This is a genomic window from Klebsiella sp. 1SOBk5mer (assembly GCF_046603115.1).
In the GTDB taxonomy this organism is placed as follows: domain Bacteria; phylum Pseudomonadota; class Gammaproteobacteria; order Enterobacterales; family Enterobacteriaceae; genus Klebsiella; species Klebsiella quasipneumoniae.
The window spans coordinates 160,472-186,953 of sequence record NZ_JBKIUU010000004.1; the positions used below are offsets into that span (position 1 = coordinate 160,472).

Genomic DNA, 26,482 nt, shown 5'->3' on the forward strand with positions numbered 1-26,482 from the left:
TCCTAACACGAAAGACTGGCCGGATTTTCCCGGCTGGCGTTGACAAAACAACGAAATAACCGATTACCGGATTTTTTCCACTTTTGCAAATCCGTAGAGTTAATGCCGTAGTTACTGAACAATGTAAATGTATCGTCCAGATATTCGTCAACCTGAGCGATCAGCTTATTATCCTCAGCGTACTTAATTTTATAATTAAGGGCGAATGTGGCAATGTGCTCGATCAGTTCATTTAACTGGAGATTGACAGCCGATGTCGGGTCATTGACCCAGCCATGGTTGCTCTCTTCCAGGTTTGCAAGGCAGTCATGATACAGCGTTTCGCAGAGAAAGCGTAGTTGTGCGATATCATGTCTTTTTGGCGAGTATTCGTCCATAACGCATCCCCTTTTGAGTGGTTTAAACGACGACTAACAAACACCGTTGTGGGATGAACACGACTAACTGACCTGACACTAACTGAGTAATCCTGCTGATTTAACTATAATCCACTCTCCAACAGATTTCATCGTGCTATTACGAAAAATTACAATTATCAGAGAGAAATTATCTTAAAAATAGACGAATTAAATTCTCCGGCCCGGGCGCGCAGCCTGAAAAATAGAGATGTCTTATCAATCATTGGCTTAAGGCAGGCAGTCGTCGCGTTCAGAAACCGCCGGCCGTGATGATGATATTAGGATTATTCCTGGTAAATGAGCGTAAGAAGATCCTAAGGGCTAAACAGCGTGATAGATATAGCCGGGAACACATCAATATATATTAAATGCAGCGCGAAAAATAAACAATGGCAATATGTGCCCTGTGGGTAATGATCAAAAAAAGGGCCGCGGTAGCGGCCCTTTGTTCATCAGTGCAGATTAATGATGCTCAACCTGATGGCTGTGCTCAATATCTTCCGATTTCTTACTAAAGCGGCGTCGAACCACCACAAAGAACACCGGCACGAAGAAGATTGCCAGGATCGTCGCGGTCACCATCCCGCCCATTACGCCTGTACCTACGGCGTTCTGCGCACCGGAGCCCGCTCCAGAGCTGATAACCAGCGGCATAACCCCAAGGATAAACGCCAGGGAGGTCATCAGGATTGGACGCAGACGCATACGTACCGCTTCAAGCGTCGCCTCAATCAGCCCTTTGCCCTCTTTCTCCATCAGGTCTTTGGCGAATTCAACGATCAGTATCGCGTTCTTCGCCGACAGGCCGATGGTGGTCAACAGGCCAACCTGGAAGTAAACGTCATTGGTTAAACCGCGGAAGGTGGCGGCTAACAGCGCGCCGACCACACCTAACGGTACGACCAGCATGACCGAGAACGGAATCGACCAGCTCTCATACAGCGCTGCCAGACACAGGAAGACGACAATCAGCGAGATGGCATACAGGGCTGGGGCCTGGTTACCGGACAGCCGCTCCTGATAAGACATCCCGGTCCAGTCGTAGCCAATACCCGACGGCAGTTTACCCGCCAGCTCTTCCATCAGGCTCATCGCCTCACCGGTACTCTTGCCTGGCGCTGCCTGGCCAAGAATTTCCATTGATGGCAGACCGTTGTAGCGTTCCAGACGCGGCGAACCGTATTCCCAACGCGAGGTCGAGAAGGCGGAGAACGGCACCATCTGGCCATCACTGCCGCGAACATACCACTTGCCGATGTCTTCCGGCAGCATACGGTATTTCGCTTCGGACATGATGTACACTTTCTTCACGCGGCCGCGGTCGATAAAGTCGTTGACATAGCTTCCGCCCCAGGCGGCGCCCAGCGTGGTGTTAATGTCGCTGATGGAGACGCCCAGCGCCTGGGCTTTTTCCTGATCGATATCGACTTTGAACTGCGGTGTATCTTCCAGACCGTTAGGACGCACGCCGGTCAGCACGTCAGGATGCTGCGCCACCATGCCAAACAGCTGGTTACGTGCCTGGGTCAGTTTTTCGTGTCCCAGGCCGCCCTGGTCAATCAGCTGGAAGTCAAAGCCGGTCGCGGTACCCAGTTCAACGATAGCCGGCAGGTTAAAGGCGAAGACCATCGCGTCTTTAATCTGCGAGAAGTAGCCCATCGCCCGACCGGTGATCGCTTCAACTTTGTTTTCGTCGCCTGGACGCTGACTCCAGTCTTTCAGCGAGACGAACGCGATACCGGTGTTCTGGCCGCGGCCGGCGAAGCCGAAGCCGTTAACCGCAAACACGGATTCCACGTTGTCCTTCTCTTTGGTGAGATAGTAATTCGTCATCTCATCCAGCACTTTCTGCGTGCGCTCCTGGGTGGCGCCGGCAGGCAGCTGGGCCATACTCAGGAACACCCCCTGGTCTTCGTCCGGCAGGAACGAGCTCGGCAGACGAACGAACAGCCACGCCATACCCACCACGATGATCAGATACAGCACCAGATAACGACCGGTGCTGCGCAAAATGTTGCCTACGCTGTCGGTGTAATGGTGCGTGCTCTTATCGAACATGCGGTTAAACCAGCCGAAGAAACCCGTGGTCGCGCCATGGCTGCCTTTCTGAATAGGCTTCAGCATCGTGGCGCACAGCGCCGGCGTCAGGATCAGCGCGACCAGTACCGATAGCGCCATCGCGGAAACGATGGTGATGGAGAACTGGCGATAGATGGCCCCGGTTGAGCCGCCGAAGAACGCCATCGGGATAAATACCGCCGACAGCACCATGGCGATACCTACCAGCGCGCCCTGAATCTGCCCCATCGATTTACGCGTCGCTTCTTTCGGCGGCAGGCCTTCTTCGGCCATGACGCGCTCGACGTTCTCGACCACCACGATGGCGTCATCCACCAGCAGGCCGATGGCGAGCACCATCCCGAACATCGTCAGGGTGTTTATCGAGAAGCCAAACGCCGCCAGCACCGCGAAGGTCCCTAACAGGACCACCGGCACCGCGATGGTCGGGATCAGGGTGGCGCGGAAGTTCTGCAGGAACAGATACATCACCAGGAAGACCAGGATGATCGCTTCCACCAGCGTTTTAACCACTTCGTGAATAGAGATTTTCACGAACGGGGTGGTGTCATACGGGTAAACGATTTTCATCCCCGACGGGAAAAACGGCTCCATCTTCGCCAGTTCAGCGCGGATCGCGTTGGCGGTATCCAGCGCGTTCGCGCCGGTAGCCAGTTTAATACCCAGACCGGACGCAGGCTGGCCGTTATACTTCGCCACCACGTCATAGCTTTCGCCACCCAGTTCAATTTTGGCGACATCACGCAGACGAACCTGGGAACCATCCTGGTTCACCTTCAGCAGAATGTTGCCAAACTCTTCCGTATTGGTCAGACGCGTCTGCGCGACGATGGAGGCGTTGAGCTGCTGGCCTTTCACCGGCGGCGTACCGCCTAACTGACCAGCGGCTACCTGGGCGTTCTGCGCTTTCAGCGCGCTGATCACGTCCACCGGCGTGAGCTGGAAGTTATTCAGTTTATTCGGATCCATCCAGATACGCATCGCGTACTGGGAACCGAACAGCTGAACGTCGCCGACGCCGCTGGTACGGCTGATCGGGTCCTTCATGTTGGCCGCCACGTAGTCCGAAATGTCGTCCTGGTTCATGGTGCCGTTGGTGTTAATGACGCCGACAACCATCAGGAAGCTGCTGGACGCTTTCTCAACGCTGATCCCTTGCTGCTGTACTTCTTGCGGCAGCAGAGGGGTGGCCAGGGCCAGCTTGTTCTGAACCTGAACCTGGGCGATGTCTGGATCGGTACCGGATTCGAAGGTCAGGGTGATGGTCGCCGTACCGGTGGAGTCGCCATTCGAGGACATGTACATCAGGTGATCGATACCGTTCATATTCTGTTCGATAACCTGAGTCACGGTGTTCTGCACGGTTTCGGCGTCAGCACCGGGGTACATGGCGGTAATGGAAATTGCTGGCGGCGCAATCGTCGGATATTGCGCCACCGGCAATTTGAGGATCGATAATCCCCCAGCCAGCATGATGATGATGGCGATCACCCATGCAAATATGGGGCGATCGATAAAGAAATTAGGCATGTCTTAACGGCTCCTGTTTAAGTTAAGACTTGGTTTGTTCTGATGGCGCGTTGCCTGCGGCTTGCTGTTTATCATCAGAAGCTACTTCCTGCGCTTTTACCTGCACGCCTGGTTTGATTTTTTGCAGGCCGGTGACGATAACGCGATCGCCGGATTTCAGACCGTCAGTGACCAGCCATTTATCGCCAATCGCTTGAGAAGCAGTGACCTGGCGGACTTCGACCTTATCGCCTTCACCCACTACCATGACGCTGGCGTCACCGCGCGGCGTACGGGTCACGCCCTGTTGCGGCACCAGCAGGGCGTCAGGGTTAACCCCTTCTTCCAGACGCGCGCGGACAAACATCCCCGGTAACAGGGTGTGATCCGGGTTGGGGAAAATGGCGCGCAGCGTGATAGAGCCGGTGGTCTGGTCGACGGTCACATCCGAGAACTCCAGGGTGCCGGACTGCGGATACTTAAGACCGTCGTTAGTCACCAGCTCCACTTTCGCTTTACCGTTTTCCTGTTTCAGACGGCCATCGGCCAGCTCCTGTTTCAGGCGCAGGAAATCATTGCTCGACTGGGTGACGTCAACATAGATCGGATCCAGCTGCTGAACGGTTGCCAGAGCGGTTGACTGACCATTCTGCACCAGCGCCCCTTCGGTCACCGCGGATTTACCAATGCGGCCGCTGATCGGCGAGGTGACTTTGGTGTAGGCCAGATTGATGCGCGCGGTTTCCACGGCCGCTTTCGCCGCGACCACGGCCGCATTGCTCTGCTGCGCCGTCGCGACGGCGGTATCGTAGTCTTGTTGACTGATATACTTAGTGCCTAACAGTTTCTGATAACGCTTGACCGTCAGTTGATCCATGTTTGCCGCCGCCTGGGCTTTTGCCAGGTCGCCTTTGGCGCTGTCATAGCTGGCCTGATAGGTGGCTGGATCGATCTGATACAGGGAGACGCCGGCCTGGATATCGCTACCTTCGACGAAGTTACGTTTCAAAATAATGCCACTGACCTGAGGGCGGACTTCCGCAATGCGATAGGCGCTGGTGCGGCCTGGCAGTTCGGTGGTCATTTGTAGAGGTGCGGATTTGAGCGTCACAATACCGACTTCCGGCATGTGCTGGGCTCCCTGTTGAGCCGGTTTATCGTCACATCCTGTTAGCGCTAAGCTGCCTGAGAGCATCAGAACGACCGCCAGAGGCGTTAACCCTCTGTTTTTGTTCATATGTAAACCTCGAGTGTCCAATTTCAAAATGTTCAGTGGCTCAAACAACCACAAACCCACTACAGTCTTTCTATTATGGTCGTGCTATGGTACATACATTCACAAATGTATGTAAACGTAACCTCTGTAAAGTCATTAACCTATGGCACGAAAAACCAAACAACAGGCACGTGAAACCCGGCAACTGATTCTGGATGTTGCTCTGCGTCTGTTTTCGCAGCAAGGCGTATCATCTACCTCGTTGGCAACAATTGCAAAAGCTGCGGGTGTAACGAGGGGGGCTATCTACTGGCATTTCAAGAATAAATCAGATTTATTCAACGAAATTTGGGAGCTGTCAGACGCCAGTATTAGCGATCTCGAAATTGAGTATCGGGCAAAATTCCCTAACGATCCACTCTCAGTTATCAGGGAGATACTAGTCTATGTTCTTGAAGCGACGGTGACAGAGGAGCGCCGTCGGTTGATGATGGAGATTATCTTCCATAAGTGTGAATTCGTCGGTGAAATGACCGTGGTGCAGCAGGCCCAGCGGCAGTTATCCCTGGCGAGCTACGAGCGCATCGAGCAGACCTTGAAAGAGTGCATCGCCGCGAAGCTGTTGCCCGCCAATTTACTCACCCGGCGAGCGGCGATTTTAATGCGCAGCTATCTTTCCGGCCTGATGGAGAACTGGCTGTTTGCCCCCGACTCGTTCGACCTGCATGCAGAAGCGCGCGACTATGTCGCCATCCTGCTGGAGATGTATCAGTTCTGCCCCACGCTGCGCGGCCCGGAGAACCTGTCAGCGTAAACGTCGCGCGCGGAGGGACGTGAATTTTTAGCGCCGTCCGCCGCTATTCGCCAGCGATGAGAAGTGCTATTCTTCGCGCTTGCGACGACCCCCGGTATTCTCCGGCATTTGCATTCATTCATATTAACTATGCTGCACACGATCTCCAGGCAACGCGCCACGTTCATCTTTATCATTATGCTGCTCTGTTTTATTGGCCTTTTCAGTCCAGTTCAGGGCCGCGCCGCGGACCTCCCTGACCGGGCGGAGGTGCAGAGTCAGCTCAATACCTTAAACAAGCAAAAAGAACTGAGTCCGCAGGACAAACTGGTCCAGCAGGATTTGACCCAGACCCTGGAAACGCTGGATAAAATCGATCGCATCAAGAGCGAGACGACGCAGCTCCGCCAGCAGGTCGAGCAAGCCCCGGCGAAGCTGCGCCAGGCGGTGGACAGCCTTAACAATCTGAGCGATGTCCCGAACGACGACGCGACGCGCAAAACGCTGAGCACGCTCTCCCTGCGTCAGCTGGAATCGCGCGTCACCCAAACGCTGGACGATCTGCAGAATGCGCAAAACGATCTGGCGACCTACAACAGCCAGTTGGTTTCCCTGCAAACGCAGCCGGAACGCGTGCAAAATGCGATGTACAAAGCCTCCCAGCAGCTGCAGCAGATCCGCAATCGTCTGAATGGCACCTCGGTGGGGGATGAGACTCTGCGTCCGACCCAGCAGGTGCTGCTGCAGGCCCAGCAGGCGTTGCTTAACGCGCAGATCGAGCAGCAGCGCAAGAGCCTCGAAGGCAATACGGTGCTGCAGGATACCCTGCAGAAGCAGCGTGACTACGTCACCGCCTGGAGCAACCGGCTGGAGCATCAGCTGCAGCTGCTGCAGGAGGCGGTGAACAGCAAGCGGCTGACGCTGACTGAGAAAACCGCCCAGGAGGCGGTCACGCCCGACGAAACGGCGCGTATTCAGGCCAACCCGCTGGTCAAGCAGGAGCTGGATATCAACCACCAGCTGAGCGAGAAACTGATTCAGGCGACGGAGAACGGCAACCAGCTGGTGCAGCGCAATATTCAGGTGAAGAACTGGCTCGACCGCGCCCTGCAGTCTGAGCGGGATATTAAAGAGCAAATTTCCGTGCTCAAGGGCAGCCTGCTGCTGTCGCGCATTCTCTACCAGCAGCAGCAGACGCTGCCGTCGGCGGATGAGCTGCAGGATATGACCAATCGCATTGCCGATCTGCGGCTCGAACAGTTCGAGGTGAATCAGAAACGCGACGCGCTGTTCCAGAGCGATGCCTATGTCGCTAAGCTGGAAGAGGGGCACAGCGCTGAAGTAAACGATGAAGTGCACGCCGCGCTGCTGGAAGTGATCGACATGCGCCGGGAGCTGCTCGACCAGTTCAATAAACAGCTGGGGAATCAGCTGATGATGGCCATCAACCTGCAGATCAACCAGCAGCAGCTGATGAGCGTCTCGAGCAGCCTGAAAGAAATTCTGACCCAGCAAATTTTCTGGGTGAACAGCAATAAACCGATGGACTGGGAGTGGATTAAGGCCTTCCCGGAAGCGCTGAAAGGTCAGTTTAAGGCGATGAAAATCACCGTGAACTGGGAAAAAGCGTGGCCAGCGGTGTTTGTCGCTTTTCTTGCCGGATTACCGCTGCTGCTGATTGCCGGCCTGATCCGCTGGCGTTTGCAGTGGCTCAAGGATTATCAGGCAAAGCTTGCCTCCCAGGTAGGCCAGCTGCGCAATGATACCCAACTGCATACGCCGAAGGCGATCCTTATCGACCTGATCCGCGCCTTACCGGTGGTGCTGGTGATTCTGGCGATTGGCCTGATCTTACTCACCATGCAGCTCAATATCAGTGCTCTACTGTGGGCATACAGTAAAAAGCTGGCGATGTTCTGGCTGGTGTTTGGCCTGTGCTGGAAAGTGCTGGAAAAGAACGGCGTAGCGGTCAGCCACTTTAATATGCCGGCGCAATTGACCAGCCACTGGCGGCGGCAGATTGTTCGCGTCAGCCTGGCGCTGCTGCCGCTGAATTTCTGGTCGGTGATTTCCGAGCTGTCGCCGCTGAACCTGATGGACGACGTGCTGGGGCAGCTGGTGATTTTCTTCAACTTACTGCTGATAGCGGTGCTGGTCTGGCCGATGTGCCGGGAAAGCTGGCGCGATAAAGAGTCGCACAGCCTGCGCCTGCTGACGATCACAGTGCTGTCTATCGTTCCGGTGGCCCTGATGGTGCTAACGGCGACCGGCTACTTCTACACCACGCTGCGCCTGGCGGGACGCTGGATCGAGACCGTCTATCTGGTCATGATCTGGAACCTGCTGTACCAGACTGTGCTGCGCGGCCTGAGCGTGGCGGCGCGGCGCATCGCCTGGCGCCGGGCGCTGGCGCGCCGTCAGCATCTGGTGAAGGAGGGCGCGGAAGGCGCCGAGCCGCAGGAGGAGCCGACTATCGCCCTCGAGCAGGTCAACCAGCAGACGTTACGCATCACCATGCTGGTGATGATCGCGCTGTTCGCGGTCATGTTCTGGGCGATTTGGTCGGATTTGATCACCGTTTTCGCCTACCTCGACAGCATTACTCTCTGGCATTACAACGGCACCGAGGCAGGGGCCAGCGTGGTGCGCAGCGTCACGATGGGCAGCCTGCTGTTTGCCATTGTGGCGTCGATGGTTGCCTGGGCGCTGATCCGCAACCTGCCGGGGCTGCTGGAGGTGCTGGTCCTGTCGCGGCTCAACATGCGCCAGGGGACTTCCTACGCCATCACCACCATTCTTAACTATGCGATTATCGCCATCGGGGCGATGACGGTATTCGGGTCGCTGGGCGTCTCATGGGATAAACTGCAGTGGCTGGCGGCCGCGCTGTCGGTTGGTTTAGGTTTTGGTCTGCAGGAGATCTTCGGTAACTTCGTCTCCGGCCTGATTATTCTGTTCGAACGTCCGGTGCGCATTGGGGATACGGTGACTATCGGCACCTTCTCCGGTACGGTAAGCAAAATCCGTATTCGCGCCACCACCATCACCGACTTCGATCGCAAAGAGGTGATCATCCCGAACAAGGCGTTCGTTACCGAGCGCTTGATCAACTGGTCGCTCTCTGACACCGTGACCCGCGTGGTGATCCGCCTCGGCGTCGCCTACGGTTCCGATCTGGATAAGGTGAAGGAGGTGCTCCTGAAGGTCGCGCACGATCATCCGAAAGTGATGCAGGAGCCAGCGCCAGCGGTCTTCTTCACCACCTTCGGGGCCAGTACCCTGGATCATGAACTGCGTCTGTATGTCCGTGAACTGCGCGATCGCAGCTACACGGTGGATGAGCTCAACCGCGCCATCGACCGTCTGTGCCGGGAGAATGACATCAACATTGCCTTTAACCAGCTGGAAGTCCATCTGCGAAATGAAAAGGGCGACGAGGTCACGGAAGTGAAGCGGGACGGAAAGGGTGACGATTTAGCTCCCTCCGTCGCGTCTTAACTGAAAAGGGGCGGCGCAAAGCCGCCCCTGCTGCATCAGGGCGTCAGCGCGGCGAGCTCTTCGTCGCTAAGCCCGGTGAGTTCCCGCACGATTTGACGTTCGAGGCCGCGCGCCAGCATTCTGGCGGCGATGCTGCGAGTGGCTTCCTGTTCGCCCTCCTGCTGCCCCTGTTTACGGCCTTTCTCTTCCAGCCATTCGGCAATGGTCATCATCAGCTCCTTATGTCTGGGCGACTGCGCCGCCAGCGCGCGGATCAGCGCCCCCGGATGTTCCGTGGTACCCGCCTGCAACATATAGCGCAGCAGCGTATTTAACTGCGCTTCTGTCAGATAGCCTTGCGTCATCAGCGCAATCAGCGGCACCTGCAGCTCGGCCAGATCGCGATGGCGGATATGCTTTTGCAACAGCTCCAGCATGGCCATACGCCGATGACGGACGATCTGATTATCTGGCATAACGGTGAGGTCCACCAGCGGAAAATCACCGCTATAGAGCGCCTTCGCCAGCGCCGGTTCGGCGAATAGCTGTTGCCAGTTGCGGGGCCAGGGCCAGGGGCTGACCTTGCCGTGATAAAACAGAATTGGCACCACCAGCGGCAGCGTGTCGTGGCCAGCGTCCAGATGACGCTGCATGGCGGCCAGCGCGTAGCGCAGCAGGCGAAACGCCATCAGCTTGTCCGGGGTACTCTGGTGCTCGATCAGCGCGTAAACATAGCCCGGTCCGTGGCGGGTGCGCAGTGAGTAAAGGATATCGGAATAGCTGGCGCGCAGGTCCTCTTCAACAAAGCTACCGGAGACCAGCTGCAGTGAATCCAGCTCGCAAATTGCCAGAAACGGCGCGGGCAGATACAGCTGCAGGAAATCCTTCGCCACCGCCTGATGCATCAGCATCTGGCGAAAAACCGCATCGTGCGGGGTTTGACTGACCTTTTCCATCAATATTGCCTCCATCGGCGTCATGCGCAGAGGACCACTCTGCCAGCACGTCGTCGTGGGCAACATCTTACTTCTGCGGCGTTTGCGAGGCGCTTTCCGCGTTTTTTAACTTGTTTGCATAATCCCGCCTGACAATTTCCAGCGCGTCCAGCACCGTTTGCGCCGGGATCTGATGCGACTCCAGCAACATGATTAAATCGACGGCCAGTTTGACCTCATCGGGGGCATTTTCCAGCGACATCAGACTCTCCTGTTAGCGCGTCAGCCGCGCCAGTACGTTTTCAATCTTATCCAGCGCCTGTCGACAGCGCGCCAGCCGTCCGCTGTAGACCTCGACTTCGCTGGCCAGCCGCTGCTGCTCGTCAAGGCTGGTAGCCTGCGTCAGCTGGCGCTGGCGTTGGTCGCGCATCGCCAGCAGGCGGCGCTCATACTCCTGATGCTGCAGGCGACGGCGCTGCCAGCGGCTCAGCGTTGGCGAGGCATGGTCCCAACTGCGCAGCGACCAGGTGGCGGTTTCGCGACGCAGCGCGGCGATTTGCGCCGCCAGCCGCTCGGCGATCCAGGCTACCTGCGGCAGCTGCTGGCGCTCGACGGCCTGGCGGAGCTGGCTGAAGTTGTGTTGGGCTTCCGCCAGATAGGCCTGCATCAGCGTGCTGCGGGTGTGGAAGAGCTGGCGGTCAAAGCGCGGGCTGAGGGTCGCGTGCTCCGCCAGCGGCGCCACCAGCGCGGCCAGCTCGCTGAGCTGATTGTTCAGCGTTTGTAAAAGTTGAGCTGTTTTCACCCGCCCCCTCCATTTTCCATCAGCCAACTGTGCTACAGTAGCCGTATCTGTTTGATAACGATTCGCATTATGCCACCTGTTATTTTAACCATTATCGGCTGGCTGGCGGTAGCGCTGGGTACGCTGGGTGTTTTCTTACCGTTGCTGCCGACGACGCCGTTTATTCTGCTCGCCGCCTGGTGCTTTGCCCGCTCATCGCCGCGCTTTCACCAGTGGCTGCTGTATCGCTCATGGTTCGGCGGCTATCTTCGCCACTGGCAGCAGTACCGCGCCATGCCCCGCGGCGCCAAACCGCGCGCCATTGCCATGATCGTGGCGACTTTTGCTATTTCACTGTGGCTGGTTAAGCTTACGTGGGTGCGCATCATGCTGTTGGTCATTCTGGCCTGTCTGCTGATCTTTATGTGGCGCATTCCGGTGGTTGACGCAAAGCAACAAAAGCACTGATGCGCAATAATGCCTGTTGCAATTGTTGCTGACAGCCAGTAAATTCTGGCGTTTTCGAGCGCGGGTAAGCCTGGTCAAAGGTTAAACAAATGTTTCTTTGGCCCCTTTTGCACGCCCGTGGGTAACACCGTTTCAATCAGGCATACACTTATGACCGCAACTGCACAGCAGCTTGAATATCTGAAGAACAGCATCCAGAGTATCGAGGATTATCCAAAACCTGGCATTCTTTTCCGCGATGTCACCAGTTTACTGGAAGACCCGAAAGCTTACGCGCTCAGCATTGAACTGCTGACCGAGCGCTACAAAGACGCGGGAATTACCAAAGTGGTAGGGACTGAGGCGCGTGGCTTCCTTTTCGGCGCACCGGTTGCGCTGGCGCTGGGCGTGGGCTTTGTTCCGGTACGCAAGCCGCGTAAGTTGCCGCGTGAAACCATCGCTGAGAGCTATGAGCTGGAGTACGGCACCGATCAGCTGGAGATCCACGTTGACGCCATCAAACCGGGCGACAAAGTGCTGGTGGTGGACGATCTGCTGGCGACCGGCGGAACCATCGACGCGACGGTCAAACTGATCCGCCGTCTCGGCGGCGAAGTACAGGATGCCGCTTTCATTATCAATCTCTTCGATCTGGGCGGCGAACAGCGCCTGGAGAAGCTGGGGGTCCACTGCTACAGTCTGGTGCCGTTCCCGGGCCACTAAGCAAATCCCTCCACATAGCCTCGCCGATCGGGCGGGGCTGTGATAGCATGACCCCTTCGTGATTTCACCTTCCAGCGTTTCAGAGCCAGCCCATGAGTTATCAGGTCTTAGCCCGTAAATGGCGCCCACAAACCTTTGCTGACGTCGTCGGCCAGGAACATGTGCTGACCGCACTGGCGAACGGCTTGTCGTTAGGGCGCATTCATCACGCTTATCTCTTTTCCGGTACCCGCGGGGTCGGTAAGACTTCCATCGCCCGCCTGCTGGCGAAAGGGTTAAACTGTGAAACCGGCATCACCGCCACCCCCTGCGGCGTGTGCGATAACTGCCGGGAAATAGAACAGGGGCGCTTTGTCGATCTGATTGAGATTGACGCCGCCTCGCGAACCAAAGTCGAAGATACTCGCGACCTGCTGGATAACGTCCAGTACGCGCCGGCCCGCGGCCGCTTTAAGGTCTATCTCATCGACGAAGTCCATATGCTGTCGCGCCACAGCTTCAACGCGTTATTAAAGACGCTGGAGGAGCCGCCGGCGCACGTCAAATTCCTGCTGGCGACGACGGATCCGCAGAAGCTGCCGGTGACGATCTTATCCCGCTGCCTGCAGTTCCACCTGAAGGCGCTGGACGTTGAACAGATCCGCCATCAGCTGGAGCATATTCTTGGCGAAGAGCAGATTGCCTTCGAGCCCCGCGCGCTGCAGCTTCTGTCGCGCGCCGCCGACGGCAGTCTGCGTGATGCCTTAAGTCTGACCGATCAGGCTATTGCCAGTGGAGAAGGGCAACTGACGGCGGCGTCGGTGAGCGCCATGCTCGGCACCCTCGATGACGATCAGGCGCTGTCGCTGATTGAAGCCCTGGTCGCCGCCGATGGCGAGCGGGTCATGGCGGGCGTCAATGACGCCGCCGCGCGCGGCGTTGAATGGGAGGCGCTGCTGGTGGAGATGCAGAGCCTGCTGCACCGCATCGCCATGGTTCAGCTGTCCCCTTCGGCGCTGGGCGCCGACATGGCCGCGGTCGAAGTGCGAATGCGCGAACTGGCGCGCACCGTACCGCCGGGCGACGTTCAGCTCTACTACCAAACGCTGCTGATTGGCCGCAAAGAGCTGCCCTATGCCCCGGACCGGCGGATGGGCGTCGAAATGACGCTGCTGCGCGCCCTGGCGTTTCATCCGCGTGAGCCGCTGCCCGAGCCGGAGGTGCAGCCGGCACTGGCCGCCGCGCCCGCGCCGCGCCAGCCGGTTTCCCCCGCAGCGCCGCCGCCGCAGCCGTCGCAGAGTTTGCCGCCGACCACCAGCCAGGTGCTGGCGGCCCGCAGCCACCTGCAGCGCAGCCAGGGAGCAACCACCCCAAAAAAGAGTGAACCGGCAGCCGCTTCCCGCGCGCGGCCGGTGAATAACGCTGCGCTGGAGCGACTGAGTTCGATTACCGAGCGCGTCCAGGCTCGTCCGGCCGCGGCGGCGCTGGAGCAGGCCCCGGCGAAGAAAGAGGCCTATCGCTGGAAGGCGACGACGGTGGTTGAAGAGACCAAAGTCGAAGTCGCCACGCCTAAAGCGCTGAAAAAAGCGCTGGAGCATGAAAAAACGCCGGAGCTGGCGGCTAAACTTGCCGTTGAAGCGGTCGAGCGCGACAGCTGGGCGGCGGAAGTGAGCCAGCTGGCGGTACCGAAGCTGGTCGAGCAGGTGGCGCTCAACGCGTGGAAAGAGCAGGAGGGCAATCGCGTCTGTCTGCATCTGCGCCCCAGTCAGCGCCACCTCAATTCCGCCGGCGCGCAGCAAAAGCTGGCTGAAGCGCTGGGGGTGTTGTACGGTACGCCGGTTGAATTGACCATCGTGGAAGACGATAATCCCGCGATGCGCACGCCGCTGGAGTGGCGGCAGGCTATTTATGAAGAGAAGCTCGCGCAGGCGCGCGACGCGATTATTGCGGATAATAACATTCAGACCCTGCGTCGTTTCTTCGACGCCGATCTGGATGAAGAGAGTATCCGCCCCATTTGACTGCAAGTTTGACTTGCAGTCAGTACCTTTAATGATGACTGACTGAGAGAGAAGCCTATGTTTGGTGGAAAAGGCGGCCTGGGTAACCTGATGAAGCAGGCCCAGCAGATGCAAGACAAAATGCAGAAGATGCAGGAAGAGATCGCTCAGCTGGAAGTGACCGGCGAGTCCGGCGCGGGTCTGGTGAAAGTGACCATCAACGGCGCGCACAACTGCCGCCGCGTGGAGATCGACCCAAGCCTGCTGGAAGATGACAAAGAGATGCTGGAAGATCTGGTGGCTGCCGCGTTCAACGACGCCGCGCGCCGTATCGAAGAGACCCAGAAAGAGAAGATGGCTTCCGTCTCTGCCGGTATGCAGCTGCCGCCAGGCTTCAAGATGCCGTTCTGATGCAAACCAGCCCGCTGTTAACTCAGCTTATGGAAGCGCTGCGCTGTCTGCCGGGCGTCGGCCCGAAGTCCGCGCAGCGCATGGCGTTTACCCTGCTGCAGCGCGATCGCAGCGGCGGGATGCGTCTGGCGCAGGCGCTGACGCGCGCGATGTCGGAGATCGGCCACTGCGCCGATTGCCGCACCTTCACCGAGCAGGAGGTGTGCAATATCTGCAGCAACCCGCGTCGCCAGGAAAACGGCCAAATCTGCGTGGTGGAGAGTCCGGCGGACATCTACGCCATTGAGCAGACCGGGCAGTATTCCGGCCGCTACTTCGTGCTGATGGGGCACCTGTCGCCGCTCGACGGCATCGGGCCTGACGACATCGGGCTCGATCGCCTGGAACAACGGCTGGAGGCGGAGTCGATCACCGAGGTGATCCTTGCCACTAACCCGACCGTTGAGGGCGAGGCGACGGCCAACTACATCGCAGAGCTGTGCGCGCAGTATGGCGTCGACGCCAGCCGAATCGCCCACGGCGTGCCGGTGGGCGGCGAGCTGGAGATGGTCGACGGCACTACGCTGTCCCACTCACTGGCCGGTCGCCACAAGATTACTTTCTGAACAAATGGAGGCGGCCATCGCCGCCTCCGCTTGAAAAATTTCCCCGCTGTCCCCATCTCCCACTCAACGGTTTTTTACCCATTTAAAATGGCATTGTTGAGGTTGAATCAGATGAAAGGACAAGAAACTCGTGGTTTTCAGTCAGAAGTAAAACAGCTTCTGCACCTGATGATCCATTCCCTCTATTCCAACAAAGAAATCTTTCTGCGTGAGCTGATTTCCAACGCCTCTGATGCGGCCGATAAGCTGCGTTTCCGCGCGCTGTCGCAGCCGGATTTGTATGAGGGAGACGGCGAGCTGCGCGTGCGGGTTTCGTTTGATAAAGACAACCGTACCCTGACCATCGCCGATAACGGTATCGGCATGAACCGGGAAGAGGTTATCGACCATCTCGGCACCATCGCCAAATCCGGCACCAAAGCGTTCCTGGAATCCATGGGTTCCGACCAGGCAAAAGATAGCCAACTGATTGGCCAGTTCGGCGTCGGCTTCTATTCGGCCTTCATCGTGGCGGACAAAGTGACCGTGCGCACCCGTGCGGCAGGCGATAAACCTGAAAACGGCGTGTTCTGGGAATCCGCCGGCGAAGGGGAATATACCGTGGCCGACATCACCAAAGCCGATCGCGGGACCGAAATCACCCTGCATCTGCGCGAAGGTGAGGACGATTTCCTCAACGACTGGCGCGTGCGCTCCATCATCAGCAAGTATTCCGATCATATCGCGCTGCCGGTTGAGATTGAAAAACAGGAAGAGAAAGACGGCGAAACCGTTATCAGCTGGGAAAAAATCAACAAGGCGCAGGCCCTGTGGACCCGCAGCAAGTCTGAAGTTAACGACGACGAGTACAAAGAGTTCTATAAGCACATTGCCCATGACTACAGCGACCCGCTGACCTGGAGCCACAACCGCGTGGAAGGTAAGCAGGAGTACACCAGCCTGCTGTATATCCCGTCGCAGGCGCCGTGGGATATGTGGAACCGCGATCATAAACACGGCCTGAAGCTGTACGTCCAGCGTGTGTTCATTATGGATGACGCCGAGCAGTTTATGCCGAACTACCTGCGCTTCGTACGCGGCCTGATAGACTCCAACGATCTGCCGCTGAACGTCTCCCGTGAAATCCTGCAGGACAGCAGCGTGACCCGTAACCTGCGCACCGCGCTGACCAAACGCGCGCTGCAGATGCTGGATAAGCTGGCGAAAGACGACGCCGAAAAATATCAGACCTTCTGGAAACAGTTCGGCCTGGTGCTGAAAGAGGGCCCGGCGGAAGATCCGAGCAACCAGGAGGCGATCGCCAAACTGCTGCGCTTCGCGACCACCCATACCGACTCCTCCGCGCAGACCGTGTCGCTGGAAGAGTACGTCTCGCGTATGAAAGACGGTCAGGAGAAGATCTACTACATCACAGCCGACAGCTATGCGGCGGCGAAAAGCAGCCCACACCTCGAACTGCTGCGTAAGAAAGGGATCGAAGTGCTGCTGCTCTCCGATCGCATCGACGAGTGGATGATGAGCTACCTGACCGAATTCGACGGCAAAGCGTTCCAGTCTGTCGCTAAAGCCGACGAGTCGCTGGACAAACTGGCGGACGAAGTGGACGAGTCCACCAAAGAAGCCGAAAAAGCGCTGGAGCCGTTCGTTGAGCGTGTGAAAAACCTGCTTGGCGACCGGGTCAAAGAGGTGCGTCTGACCCATCGTCTGACCGACACCCCGGCGATTGTCACCACCGATGCCGACGAGATGAGCACCCAGATGGCGAAGCTGTTCGCGGCTGCGGGCCAGGCGGCGCCGGAAGTGAAATACATCTTCGAACTGAACCCGGCGCATCAGCTGGTGAAACGCGCAGCCGATACCCAGGATGACGCGCAGTTCGGCGAATGGGTGGAACTGCTGCTGGATCAGGCGCTGCTGGCCGAGCGCGGCACGCTGGAAGATCCGAACCAGTTTATCCGCCGTATGAACCAGCTGCTGGCTTCCTGACGCGAACCTGAATGAGTAGCCCGGCCGAGCGACGCGACGCCGGGAACGGGATAAATGCCCCGTCTGAGCGATTTGCTCCGGCGGGGCATTTCACATTGGATGGCATAAAATATCTCACCATTAACCGTTTCAGCCGCACCGCCTTCCTTGAGCCATCGCCGTTCTGGTGGTATGGTTTAGCGTTTTTGAAAAATTGAATCGACTTTTGAGGGGATTTTCGTAATGCGTATTATTCTGCTTGGCGCTCCGGGCGCGGGTAAAGGAACTCAGGCTCAGTTCATCATGGAGAAATACGGTATTCCGCAAATCTCCACCGGCGATATGCTGCGCGCTGCGGTAAAATCCGGCTCCGAGCTCGGTAAGCAAGCGAAAGACATCATGGACGCCGGCAAGCTGGTGACCGATGAGCTGGTTATCGCGCTGGTTAAAGAGCGTATCGCCCAGGAAGATTGCCGTAACGGCTTCCTGCTGGACGGCTTCCCGCGCACTATTCCGCAGGCTGACGCCATGAAAGAAGCGGGCATTACCGTTGATTACGTGCTGGAATTCGATGTGCCGGACGAACTGATCGTCGACCGCATCGTTGGCCGTCGCGTTCACGCGGCATCCGGTCGCGTATACCACATCAAATTTAATCCGCCGAAGGTGGAAGGCAAAGACGACGTGACCGGCGAAGAGCTGACCACCCGTAAAGACGACCAGGAAGAGACCGTGCGTAAGCGCCTGGTGGAATATCATCAGATGACGGCGCCGCTGATCGGCTACTACACCAAAGAAGCGCAGGCGGGCAACACCAAATACGCCAAAGTCGACGGCACCAAAGCGGTGGCTGACGTGCGCGCCGAACTGGAAAAAATCCTCGGCTGATAAAGCCTTTTCTCATCCTGCTGCGGCAGGATGAGAACTCCTCTCATTCCTACCTTTTGCTATGATTGGTTCCGTTTAGCGCCATTTCAGCTACAATTGGCTGCGATTCAAATGGTTAAGAGGCGGTAATGCATCAGACGAAAACAGGTATCTTGCTGGCCAATTTAGGCACTCCCGATGCGCCCACCCCCGGTGCGGTGAAGCGCTATCTGCGACAATTCCTCAGCGACAAACGGGTGGTGGATACGTCTCGTCTGCTATGGTGGCCGCTGCTGCGCGGCGTCATACTGCCGATTCGCTCTCCCCGCGTGGCTAAACTCTATCAGTCCGTCTGGATGGAAGAGGGGTCGCCGCTGATGGTATACAGCCGTCGTCAGCAGCAGGCGCTGGCCGCCAGACTGCCGGATACCCCGGTGGCGCTGGGTATGAGCTATGGATCGCCGTCGCTGGCCAGCGCGGTGGATGATTTACTGGCGCAGGGGGTGGGGCACATCGTAGTGCTGCCGCTGTATCCGCAATATTCCTGCTCGACGGTGGCTGCCGTCTGGGATGAGCTGGCGCGGATCCTCGCGAAGAAACGCGCCATTCCCGGTATCTCGTTTATTCGCGATTACGCCGGGCACCCGGACTATATCCATGCCCTGGCGGCCAGCGTGCGCGCCTCGTTTGCCGTTCATGGGGAACCGGATCTGCTGCTGCTCTCCTATCATGGGATCCCGCAGCGCTATGCCAATCAAGGGGATGATTATCCTCAGCGCTGTCGCGATACCACGCGGGAACTGGTCTCCGCGCTGGGGCTCCCGCCGGAGCGGGTGATGATGACCTTCCAGTCGCGCTTTGGTCGGGAACCCTGGCTGACGCCGTACACCGATGAGACGCTGAAGATGCTCGGCGAGAAAGGGACGAAGCATATTCAGGTGCTGTGCCCGGGGTTTGCCGCCGACTGTCTCGAAACGCTGGAAGAGATCGCCGTCCAGAACCGGGAAATATTCCTCGAAGCGGGCGGAAAGCAATATGAATACATTCCGGCGCTTAACGCGGACGCCGCGCATATTGAGATGATGGTCAACCTGACGGCGCCTTATCGCTGATCGCGCGCAGGGCGGGGAATATGCTACTATTTCCCGCTTGTTCCCTGTTATTTAAGCGCCACTATGAAATTTCCCGGTAAACGCAAATCCAAACACTATTTTCCCGTTAACGCCCGCGACCCGCTGCTGCAGCAAATTCAGCCGGAGAATGAATCCAGCGTCTCCTGGGTGGTGGGTATCGACCAGACGCTGGTGGATATCGAAGCGAAAGTGGATGAGGCGTTTATCGTGCGCTACGGCCTGAGCGCGGGCCACTCGCTGGTGATTGAAGATGACGTCGCTGAGGCGCTGTACCAGGAGCTGGTGCGCAATAATCTTATTACCCATCAGTTTGCCGGCGGCACGATCGGCAATACCATGCACAACTACTCGGTGCTGGCGGACGATCGCTCGGTGTTGCTTGGCGTCATGTGCAGCAATATCGAAATCGGCGGCTATGCCTATCGCTACCTGTGCAATACCTCCAGCCGTACCGATCTGAACTATCTGCAGGGCGTCGACGGCGCCATTGGCCGCTGCTTCACCCTGATCAGCGACAGCGGCGAGCGCACCTTCGCCATCAGCCCGGGACATATGAACAAGCTGCGCCCGGAAAGCATTCCGGAAGCGGTGATCGCCGGCGCCTCGGCGCTGGTGCTGACCTCCTACCTGGTACGCTGCAAGCCGGGCGAGCCGATGCCGGACGCGACGATGAAAGCCATCGAGTATGCCAAAAAGCATGATGTGCCGGTGGTGTTGACTCTTGGAACCAAATACGTGATTGCCGATAACCCGGCGTGGTGGCAGCAGTTCCTGCAGGAGCATGTCTCGATTCTGGCGATGAATGAAGAGGAAGGGGAAGCGCTGACCGGCTTTGCCGATCCGCTGTCGGCGGCGGATAAAGCGCTGGACTGGGTCGACCTGGTGCTGTGCACCGCCGGACCGGCGGGGCTGTATATGGCGGGCTTCACTGAAGAAGAGGCGAAGCGTAAGACCCAGCATCCGCTGCTGCCGGGGGCGATCCCGGAATTTAACCAGTTCGAATTCAGTCGCGCGATGCGTCACCAGGACTGCGTCAATCCGCTGCGTATTTATTCGCATATTGCGCCGTATATGGGCGGCCCGGAGAAGATCATGAACACCAACGGCGCAGGGGACGGCGCGCTGGCGGCGCTGCTGCATGACATCACCGCCAATAACTACCATCGCAATAACGTCCCCAACTCCAGCAAACACAAATGCAAATGGCTGACCTACTCCTCGCTGGCGCAGGTGTGTAAATATGCCAACCGCGTGAGCTATCAGGTGCTGAACCAGCACTCGCCGCGCTTAACCCGCGGCCTGCCGGAACGTGAGGACAGCCTGGAAGAGGCGTACTGGGATCGGTAAGCGAGTCCCTCTCCCGACGGGAGAGGGCAGAACATCAGCCGGTGACCACTTCACCGGCGGGTGGCGTTTCCAGAAGCTGCAGCATGGCGCGGGCAATTTCCCGCTCGCCCATCACCACCTGATTGGCCCCACGGTCGATAATGTAATCTACTTCGTCATCATAATGGGCGCGGGCGATAATCTCGATATGCGGACATTTTTCCCGTGCGGAAGCGACAATCTCGCCGGCCTCATAGCCGTTGGGAATGGTCAGCAGCAGCCAGCGGGCGCAGTCGAGATGCGCCAGCTCCATGATCTCTTCATTGGCGGCATTGCCCAGCACCGCGCTGATCCCGCGCTCGCGTAGCTCATCCACGCGGGTGCGCGAGGTTTCAACCACCACCAGCGGGATCCCCTGGGCCATCAGCTTCTCGCCCAGCAGGCTGCCGACGCGGCCGAAACCGACCAGCAGCGCGTGGTTGCAGATATCGACCGGCACCTGCTTCTCGTCTTCCAGCACCTCTTCCAGGGTCTGCTCGTCGAGGGTTTCGGTTTTATCGAGATATTTCTCCAGCAGAGTGAACAGTACCGGGTTGAGCATAATCGAGATGATCGCTCCGGCCAGCACCAGGTTTTGCCCGGCCTGCGGCAGCAGGTTAAGCGCCATCCCCAGGCCGGCGAGAATAAAGGCAAATTCACCTATCTGCGCCAGGCTGGCGGCAATGGTCAGTGCGGTACGCGGCGAGTGGCCAAACATACGCACGAGGAAAAAGGCGGCTGCGGATTTACCAAAGATAATGATCGCCAGCGTCGCCAGCACCGCCAGCGGCTGCTGGACCAGCACCATCGGGTCAAACAGCATACCGACGGAGACAAAGAACAGCACCGCGAAGGCGTCGCGCAGCGGCAGGGTGTCATGAGCGGCACGGTGGCTCAGCTCGGATTCGTTAAGCACCATGCCGGCAAAGAAGGCGCCGAGGGCGAAGGAGACATCAAACAGCTCCACGGCGCCGAAGGCGATGCCCAGCGCCAGGGCCAGCACCGACAGGGTGAACAGCTCGCGCGAGCCGGTGGCCGCGCTGCGCGACATGATCCACGGCACCAGCCGACGGCCGACCAGCATCATAATGGCGATAAAGGCCACCACTTTGCCAATGGTGATCCCGAGGTCGAGGGCCAGGGAAGCGAAGCCGAGGTTGCCTTTCTCCGCCATACCGGCCACCGCCGGCAGCAGGACCAGCGTCAGGACCATCACCAGGTCTTCCACAATCAGCCAGCCGATGGCGATCTGCCCGCGCTGACTGTCAATCAGCTGTCGTTCCTCCAGGGCGCGCAGCAGCACCACGGTACTGGCGGTGGAGAGGCACAGACCAAAGACGATGCCGGTCATCAGCGACCAGCCAAGGACGGCGGAGAGCGCCATACCCAACAGCGTCGCCACGGCTATCTGGGCGATGGCCCCGGGAATGGCGATCGACTTTACCGCCATCAGATCCTTGAGGGAGAAATGCAGGCCGACGCCGAACATCAGCAGGATCACGCCGAGCTCCGCCAGTTCCGGAGCCAGTTTGGTGTCAGCAACAAAGCCAGGGGTGAAAGGTCCGGACAGCACGCCCGCTAAGAGATATCCCACCAGAGGAGAAATACGTAGCTTATTGGCAATCATGCCGAGAATAAAGGCGAGCACGAGGCCGCCGACAATGGTGGTGATTAGCGGTGTTGCGTGGTGCATTCCGTCTCCTTTCCAGTGGTGAATCGGTCCATTTTGCTACCCTGTCCGCGTAATAGTTTATGACAAAAACGTTCACTTTGTTTATGAATAATTCTTGAATTGTGCAAAAAAATGCAATTGGCCGCTGAAAAGGCACAGAAGGAAAAATCGAGAGAGGAATGCGCGCATCAGGCCGATGGCGCAAGGGGTAACGGCGGCCAGCGTTACACTTTGGCCGCCGGATAATCAGGCTTTTTGCCGGTTATCAGGAAGAAATATCGTCAGGAATCCCAGCAGCGGCAGGAAGGCGCAGATTTTATATACCAGGTCGATGCTGGTATGGTCCGCCAGCAGGCCCAGGACCGCGGCGCCAAGGCCGCCCATACCAAAGGCGAAGCCGAAAAACAGGCCAGAAACCATGCCGATACGTCCCGGCAGCAGCTCCTGGGCATAGACCAGAATAGCGGAGAAGGCCGAGGCGAGGATAAAACCAATGATCACCGTTAAAATTCCGGTCCATTCAAGGCTGGCATAGGGTAAAACAAGGGTGAAAGGCGCCACGCCGAGGATAGAGCCCCAAATAACATATTTTCGTCCAATCTTATCGCCAACGGGCCCGCCAATCACCGTCCCGGCGGCAACCGCGAACAGGAAGGCAAACAGATGCAGCTGGGCGTTTTGCACCGATAAGCCGAACTTATGCATCAGATAAAAGGTGTAATAGCTGCTGATGCTCGCCATATAGAAGTATTTCGAGAAAATCAGCATCAGCAGAATACCTACCGCCAGAATCACCTTATTGCGCGGCAGCGGATTGACGATCGCCGGCTTCGGTTTGCCCTTATTCATCCGGTGCTGCGCGGCGTACCAGCGGCTGATTTGCGACAGCACGACGATAGCCAGCAGGGCGGCCAGCACGAACCAGGCGACGTTGCCTTTACCATACGGGGCGATGATCACCGCCGCCAGCAGCGGGCCAAGCGAACTGCCGAAGTTGCCGCCGACCTGGAACAGCGACTGGGCCAGGCCGTGACGGCCGCCGGAGGCCATCCGCGCCACGCGGGATGATTCCGGATGGAAAACCGAGGAGCCGGTACCCACCAGCGCGGCGGCCAGCAGCACCATACCGAAGCTACCGGCCAGCGCCAGCAGGATCAAACCGCAGAGGGTAAAGCACATGCCCACCGGCAGCGACCACGGCATCGATCGTTTATCGGTGATGTAGCCAATCACAGGCTGGAACAGCGATGAGGTGAGCTGGAAGGTGAGGGTGATCATCCCAATCTGCACGAAGGTAAGGGAGAACTCGGCCTGCAGCAGCGGGTAGATAGCGAGTATGAGCGACTGGATCATATCGTTAAGCAAATGGGACAGGCTGATCGCGCCTAAGATGCCAAACGAGGTGCGCGCTTTTTGCGGCGGCGCGTCGGTACTGGGTAAGGTCTGAGCGGATTGGTTGGTTGTCATAGGTTCACTTCAGCGAGTTCGATTTGTTGTAGAGAATGCAGGTTGTTACCCTAAATAATTCGAGTTGCAGGCAGGCGGCGACGCAGCGAATCCCCAGGAGCTTACTCTCGTAAGTGACTGGGGTGAGCGAGGACAAATTCGCCAGGAACGAATTTGAACGCAGTTCACTGCGCCCGTAAGGGCGAGGCCCAGGGATGGGCCGAGTTATTGCCAACGCACATGCAACTTGAAGTATGACGGGTAGAATTATTATCCGACTAACATACCTGCAGATAAGGTTTGAAGGAAGTCGCAATTCTGAAAACATATTTGTCAACGCGGCTAACTCGCTATACTTTCGGCACTTGGGATTAAGTCAGGGAGTGAAGCATGCATTATTTCAAACACAGCGTGGCGCTGGCGTTATTCGCCGCTTTATCGCTGGGCAGCCTGTCCGCGCAGGCCTATGAGCAGGATAAAACCTATAAAATTACCATCCTGCACACCAACGATCACCACGGCCATTTCTGGCGCAATGACTACGGCGAATATGGCCTGGCGGCGCAGAAAACGCTGGTGGACGGTATTCGTAAAGAGGTGGCGGCCGAAGGCGGTAGCGTTCTGCTGCTGTCCGGCGGGGATATCAATACCGGGGTGCCGGAGTCTGATTTACAGGATGCAGAGCCCGATTTTCGCGGCATGAACTTGATCGGCTACGACGCGATGGCGGTGGGGAACCATGAGTTTGATAATCCGCTGAGCGTGCTGCGCCAGCAGGAAAAGTGGGCGAAGTTCCCGTTCCTGTCGGCCAATATTTATCAGAAAAGCACCGGCGAACGGCTGTTCAAACCCTGGGCGCTGTTTAAACGCGGCGGGTTAAAAATCGCGGTAATTGGCTTAACCACTGACGATACGGCCAAGATTGGCAATCCGGAATATTTCACCGATATCGAATTCCGCAAACCGGCGGAAGAGGCGAAGCTGGTGATCCAGGAGCTGCAGCAGAATGAAAAGCCGGACGTGATCCTGGCCACCACCCATATGGGCCACTATGACAACGGCAACCACGGGTCTAACGCGCCGGGGGATGTCGAGATGGCACGCAGTTTACCCGCGGGCTCGCTGGCGATGATCGTCGGCGGTCACTCGCAGGATCCGGTGTGCATGGCGTCGGAAAATAAAAAACAGGTCGACTATGTGCCAGGGACGCCGTGCGCCCCGGATCGTCAGAACGGTATCTGGATCGTCCAGGCGCATGAGTGGGGCAAATACGTCGGCCGCGCCGATTTTGAGTTCCGCAACGGTGAGATGAAGCTGGTGCACTATCAGCTGATCCCGGTCAACCTGAAGAAAAAAGTGACATACGATAACGGCCAAAGCGAGCGGGTGCTGTATACGCCGCAGATCGCGGAGAACCCGCAGATGATGTCGCTGCTAACGCCGTTCCAGAACAAAGGTAAGGCGCAACTGCAGGTCAAGATCGGCAGCGTGAATGGTCATCTGGAGGGCGATCGCAGTAAAGTGCGCTTCGTACAGACCAATATGGGCCACCTGCTGCTGGCGGCGCAGATGGCGCGCAGTAACGCGGATTTCGCGGTGATGAGCGGCGGCGGGATCCGCGACTCCATCGAGGCGGGCGATATCACCTACAAGGATGTGATGAAGGTCCAGCCGTTCGGCAATGTGCTGACCTATGTCGATATGAGCGGCAAAGAGGTGGTGGATTACCTGACCGCCGTCGCGCAGATGAAGCCGGATTCCGGCGCCTATCCGCAGTTTGCGAACATCAGCTTTGTGGCCAAAGACGGCAAGTTGAACGATCTGAAAATCAAAGGCGAACCGGTGGATCCGGCGAAGACCTACCGGATGGCGACGCTGAGCTTTAACGCCACCGGCGGCGATGGCTATCCGAACATCGCCGATAAACCCGGGTATGTGAATACCGGCTTTATCGATGCCGAAGTGCTGAAAGAGTATATCGAGAAGAACTCGCCGCTGGATGCCGCCGCCTATGAGCCGAAAGGCGAGGTGAGCTGGCAGTAACCCTGAGGGGAAGCCCGGATAAAGCGCGCTGCGTCGCTATCCGGGCGCTTTCCCGGTGGCGCTGCGCTTACCGGGCACGAGGCGCGTCATCAATCGCGGCGGGCGATATCGGCGAACTTCGCATCCAGCAGCTGCGCCAGATCGCTGGCCGCCAGCTCAATATCCAGCCCGCGTTTGCCGCCGGAAATGTAAATGGTGGCAAATTCCTGCGCCGGGGCGTCAATCACCGTCGGCAGGCGCTTCTTCTGCCCCAGCGGACTGATGCCGCCCACCAGATAGCCGGTGATACGCTGCGCCACCATCGGGTCGGCCATGTCGACTTTCTTGGCGCCCAGCGCTTTCGCCACTTTCTTCAAATCCAGCTGCCCGGCGACCGGGGTGACGGCGACCGCCAGATGCTTCATATCGCCATTTACGGCGACCAGCAGGGTCTTGTAAACCTGGTCGGCATTGAGGCCGAGCTTGCGCACCACTTCATCACCGAAGTTGGTCGCATTGGGATCGTGATCGTAACTGTGGATCTGAAAGGGGATTTTGTTTTTTTCGAGTAATTTAACGGCGGGAGTCATAGCTATCCTTCTTACCAACCGGTTTTGCGTGACGTCAGAATACGCCCGCAGGTTGTCTAAAAAATAGTA

Annotated in this window: 21 protein-coding genes and 1 other annotated feature; of the genes, 12 read left to right on the top strand and 9 right to left on the bottom strand. The window is 57.8% G+C overall.

The window, feature by feature from the left end:
- Positions 1-2: 2 nt before the first annotated feature.
- The 3 genes from tomB to acrA form a co-directional block, all read right to left on the bottom strand.
- Positions 3-377, bottom strand: a complete 375-nt coding sequence (tomB, locus tag ACLH1U_RS11810; protein WP_002892066.1) for an Hha toxicity modulator TomB — start codon at positions 375-377, stop codon at positions 3-5.
- Between the two features lie 483 nt (positions 378-860).
- Complete coding sequence (acrB, locus tag ACLH1U_RS11815) at positions 861-4,007, bottom strand: multidrug efflux RND transporter permease subunit AcrB (RefSeq protein ID WP_023288644.1); 3,147 nt, start codon at positions 4,005-4,007, stop codon at positions 861-863.
- Positions 4,008-4,029: 22 nt separating this feature from the next.
- The gene (gene acrA / locus ACLH1U_RS11820) at positions 4,030-5,223 is read right to left on the bottom strand and encodes a multidrug efflux RND transporter periplasmic adaptor subunit AcrA (RefSeq protein ID WP_023288645.1); all 1,194 of its coding nucleotides are present in this window, start codon (positions 5,221-5,223) and stop codon (positions 4,030-4,032) included.
- Between the two features lie 142 nt (positions 5,224-5,365).
- On the opposite strand from acrA, the gene acrR reads away from it, so the two are divergent.
- Both acrR and mscK read left to right on the top strand, forming a co-directional pair.
- Positions 5,366-6,016, top strand: a complete 651-nt coding sequence (acrR, locus tag ACLH1U_RS11825) for a multidrug efflux transporter transcriptional repressor AcrR (protein WP_023288646.1) — start codon at positions 5,366-5,368, stop codon at positions 6,014-6,016.
- A gap of 129 nt (positions 6,017-6,145) precedes the next feature.
- Positions 6,146-9,493: a mechanosensitive channel MscK gene (mscK, locus tag ACLH1U_RS11830; RefSeq protein ID WP_237902200.1), complete on the top strand. Its 3,348-nt coding sequence runs from the start codon at positions 6,146-6,148 to the stop codon at positions 9,491-9,493.
- Between the two features lie 35 nt (positions 9,494-9,528).
- Here the strand turns inward: mscK and ACLH1U_RS11835 are convergent, their stop codons facing one another.
- From ACLH1U_RS11835 to priC, 3 genes are all read right to left on the bottom strand, one after another.
- On the bottom strand, positions 9,529-10,428 hold the full coding sequence (locus tag ACLH1U_RS11835; protein ID WP_032454012.1) for an Rpn family recombination-promoting nuclease/putative transposase: 900 nt from the start codon (positions 10,426-10,428) through the stop codon (positions 9,529-9,531).
- Between the two features lie 67 nt (positions 10,429-10,495).
- Positions 10,496-10,669: a pleiotropic regulatory protein RsmS gene (gene rsmS / locus ACLH1U_RS11840; RefSeq protein ID WP_004204742.1), complete on the bottom strand. Its 174-nt coding sequence runs from the start codon at positions 10,667-10,669 to the stop codon at positions 10,496-10,498.
- A gap of 12 nt (positions 10,670-10,681) precedes the next feature.
- Entirely contained in the window at positions 10,682-11,209 is a 528-nt protein-coding gene (gene priC, locus ACLH1U_RS11845) for a primosomal replication protein N'' (protein ID WP_048296890.1), read from the bottom strand.
- A 69-nt stretch (positions 11,210-11,278) separates the two neighbouring features.
- Here priC and ACLH1U_RS11850 point away from each other — a divergent pair, with 69 nt between their 5' ends.
- The 9 genes from ACLH1U_RS11850 to ACLH1U_RS11890 all read left to right on the top strand — a co-directional run bounded on the left by ACLH1U_RS11850 (position 11,279) and on the right by ACLH1U_RS11890 (position 20,665).
- The gene (locus ACLH1U_RS11850) at positions 11,279-11,656 is read left to right on the top strand and encodes a DUF454 family protein (RefSeq protein ID WP_004204740.1); all 378 of its coding nucleotides are present in this window, start codon (positions 11,279-11,281) and stop codon (positions 11,654-11,656) included.
- Positions 11,657-11,806: 150 nt separating this feature from the next.
- Positions 11,807-12,358 carry an adenine phosphoribosyltransferase gene (apt, locus tag ACLH1U_RS11855; protein ID WP_023288650.1) on the top strand — a complete coding sequence of 184 codons (552 nt, stop codon included), beginning with the start codon at positions 11,807-11,809 and terminating at the stop codon, positions 12,356-12,358.
- Between the two features lie 92 nt (positions 12,359-12,450).
- Positions 12,451-14,358: a DNA polymerase III subunit gamma/tau gene (dnaX, locus tag ACLH1U_RS11860; RefSeq protein WP_105490880.1), complete on the top strand. Its 1,908-nt coding sequence runs from the start codon at positions 12,451-12,453 to the stop codon at positions 14,356-14,358.
- Positions 13,691-13,755: a sequence feature (DnaX frameshifting element), on the top strand. (Overlaps the previous gene by 65 nt.)
- A 57-nt stretch (positions 14,359-14,415) precedes the next feature.
- On the top strand, positions 14,416-14,748 hold the full coding sequence (locus ACLH1U_RS11865; protein ID WP_008805448.1) for a YbaB/EbfC family nucleoid-associated protein: 333 nt from the start codon (positions 14,416-14,418) through the stop codon (positions 14,746-14,748).
- A complete protein-coding gene (gene recR, locus ACLH1U_RS11870) occupies positions 14,748-15,353 on the top strand; it encodes a recombination mediator RecR (RefSeq protein ID WP_002892177.1) in 606 nt (201 codons plus the stop codon). The genes ACLH1U_RS11865 and recR overlap by 1 nt, the downstream gene beginning before the upstream one ends.
- Before the next feature lie 111 nt (positions 15,354-15,464).
- Positions 15,465-17,339 (top strand): molecular chaperone HtpG, encoded by a 1,875-nt coding sequence (htpG, locus tag ACLH1U_RS11875; protein ID WP_023288652.1) that lies wholly within the window; start codon positions 15,465-15,467, stop codon positions 17,337-17,339.
- 222 nt (positions 17,340-17,561) lie between these two features.
- On the top strand, positions 17,562-18,206 hold the full coding sequence (adk, locus tag ACLH1U_RS11880) for an adenylate kinase (RefSeq protein WP_002892184.1): 645 nt from the start codon (positions 17,562-17,564) through the stop codon (positions 18,204-18,206).
- 128 nt (positions 18,207-18,334) lie between these two features.
- Positions 18,335-19,297, top strand: a complete 963-nt coding sequence (hemH, locus tag ACLH1U_RS11885; RefSeq protein WP_023288653.1) for a ferrochelatase — start codon at positions 18,335-18,337, stop codon at positions 19,295-19,297.
- A 63-nt stretch (positions 19,298-19,360) separates the two neighbouring features.
- On the top strand, positions 19,361-20,665 hold the full coding sequence (locus ACLH1U_RS11890; protein ID WP_032454205.1) for an inosine/guanosine kinase: 1,305 nt from the start codon (positions 19,361-19,363) through the stop codon (positions 20,663-20,665).
- A 34-nt stretch (positions 20,666-20,699) separates the two neighbouring features.
- Here the strand turns inward: ACLH1U_RS11890 and ybaL are convergent, their stop codons facing one another.
- On the bottom strand, positions 20,700-22,376 hold the full coding sequence (gene ybaL / locus ACLH1U_RS11895) for a YbaL family putative K(+) efflux transporter (RefSeq protein WP_411299256.1): 1,677 nt from the start codon (positions 22,374-22,376) through the stop codon (positions 20,700-20,702).
- A 225-nt stretch (positions 22,377-22,601) separates the two neighbouring features.
- Positions 22,602-23,822 carry an MFS transporter gene (locus tag ACLH1U_RS11900; protein WP_023288656.1) on the bottom strand — a complete coding sequence of 407 codons (1,221 nt, stop codon included), beginning with the start codon at positions 23,820-23,822 and terminating at the stop codon, positions 22,602-22,604.
- 369 nt (positions 23,823-24,191) lie between these two features.
- On the opposite strand from ACLH1U_RS11900, the gene ushA reads away from it, so the two are divergent.
- Positions 24,192-25,844 carry a bifunctional UDP-sugar hydrolase/5'-nucleotidase UshA gene (gene ushA / locus ACLH1U_RS11905; RefSeq protein ID WP_032454206.1) on the top strand — a complete coding sequence of 551 codons (1,653 nt, stop codon included), beginning with the start codon at positions 24,192-24,194 and terminating at the stop codon, positions 25,842-25,844.
- 89 nt (positions 25,845-25,933) lie between these two features.
- Here ushA and ybaK read toward each other — a convergent pair whose 3' ends face one another.
- Entirely contained in the window at positions 25,934-26,413 is a 480-nt protein-coding gene (gene ybaK / locus ACLH1U_RS11910; RefSeq protein ID WP_411299257.1) for a Cys-tRNA(Pro)/Cys-tRNA(Cys) deacylase YbaK, read from the bottom strand.
- Positions 26,414-26,482: the final 69 nt, after the last annotated feature.

Excerpts from the sequence above, each read along its gene's own strand:
- hemH (WP_023288653.1), top strand. The coding sequence starts at position 18,335 with ATGCATCAGACGAAAACAGGTATCTTGCTGGCCAATTTAGGCACTCCC.
- recR (WP_002892177.1), top strand. The coding sequence starts at position 14,748 with ATGCAAACCAGCCCGCTGTTAACTCAGCTTATGGAAGCGCTGCGCTGT.
- ACLH1U_RS11900 (WP_023288656.1), bottom strand. The coding sequence starts at position 23,822 with ATGACAACCAACCAATCCGCTCAGACCTTACCCAGTACCGACGCGCCG.
- ACLH1U_RS11865 (WP_008805448.1), top strand. The coding sequence starts at position 14,416 with ATGTTTGGTGGAAAAGGCGGCCTGGGTAACCTGATGAAGCAGGCCCAG.
- acrB (WP_023288644.1), bottom strand. The coding sequence starts at position 4,007 with ATGCCTAATTTCTTTATCGATCGCCCCATATTTGCATGGGTGATCGCC.
- dnaX (WP_105490880.1), top strand. The coding sequence starts at position 12,451 with ATGAGTTATCAGGTCTTAGCCCGTAAATGGCGCCCACAAACCTTTGCT.
- ybaL (WP_411299256.1), bottom strand. The coding sequence starts at position 22,376 with ATGCACCACGCAACACCGCTAATCACCACCATTGTCGGCGGCCTCGTG.
- ybaK (WP_411299257.1), bottom strand. The coding sequence starts at position 26,413 with ATGACTCCCGCCGTTAAATTACTCGAAAAAAACAAAATCCCCTTTCAG.
- adk (WP_002892184.1), top strand. The coding sequence starts at position 17,562 with ATGCGTATTATTCTGCTTGGCGCTCCGGGCGCGGGTAAAGGAACTCAG.
- mscK (WP_237902200.1), top strand. The coding sequence starts at position 6,146 with ATGCTGCACACGATCTCCAGGCAACGCGCCACGTTCATCTTTATCATT.
- acrA (WP_023288645.1), bottom strand. The coding sequence starts at position 5,223 with ATGAACAAAAACAGAGGGTTAACGCCTCTGGCGGTCGTTCTGATGCTC.
- ACLH1U_RS11835 (WP_032454012.1), bottom strand. The coding sequence starts at position 10,428 with ATGGAAAAGGTCAGTCAAACCCCGCACGATGCGGTTTTTCGCCAGATG.
- ACLH1U_RS11890 (WP_032454205.1), top strand. The coding sequence starts at position 19,361 with ATGAAATTTCCCGGTAAACGCAAATCCAAACACTATTTTCCCGTTAAC.
- tomB (WP_002892066.1), bottom strand. The coding sequence starts at position 377 with ATGGACGAATACTCGCCAAAAAGACATGATATCGCACAACTACGCTTT.
- htpG (WP_023288652.1), top strand. The coding sequence starts at position 15,465 with ATGAAAGGACAAGAAACTCGTGGTTTTCAGTCAGAAGTAAAACAGCTT.
- rsmS (WP_004204742.1), bottom strand. The coding sequence starts at position 10,669 with ATGTCGCTGGAAAATGCCCCCGATGAGGTCAAACTGGCCGTCGATTTA.
- acrR (WP_023288646.1), top strand. The coding sequence starts at position 5,366 with ATGGCACGAAAAACCAAACAACAGGCACGTGAAACCCGGCAACTGATT.
- ACLH1U_RS11850 (WP_004204740.1), top strand. The coding sequence starts at position 11,279 with ATGCCACCTGTTATTTTAACCATTATCGGCTGGCTGGCGGTAGCGCTG.
- ushA (WP_032454206.1), top strand. The coding sequence starts at position 24,192 with ATGCATTATTTCAAACACAGCGTGGCGCTGGCGTTATTCGCCGCTTTA.
- apt (WP_023288650.1), top strand. The coding sequence starts at position 11,807 with ATGACCGCAACTGCACAGCAGCTTGAATATCTGAAGAACAGCATCCAG.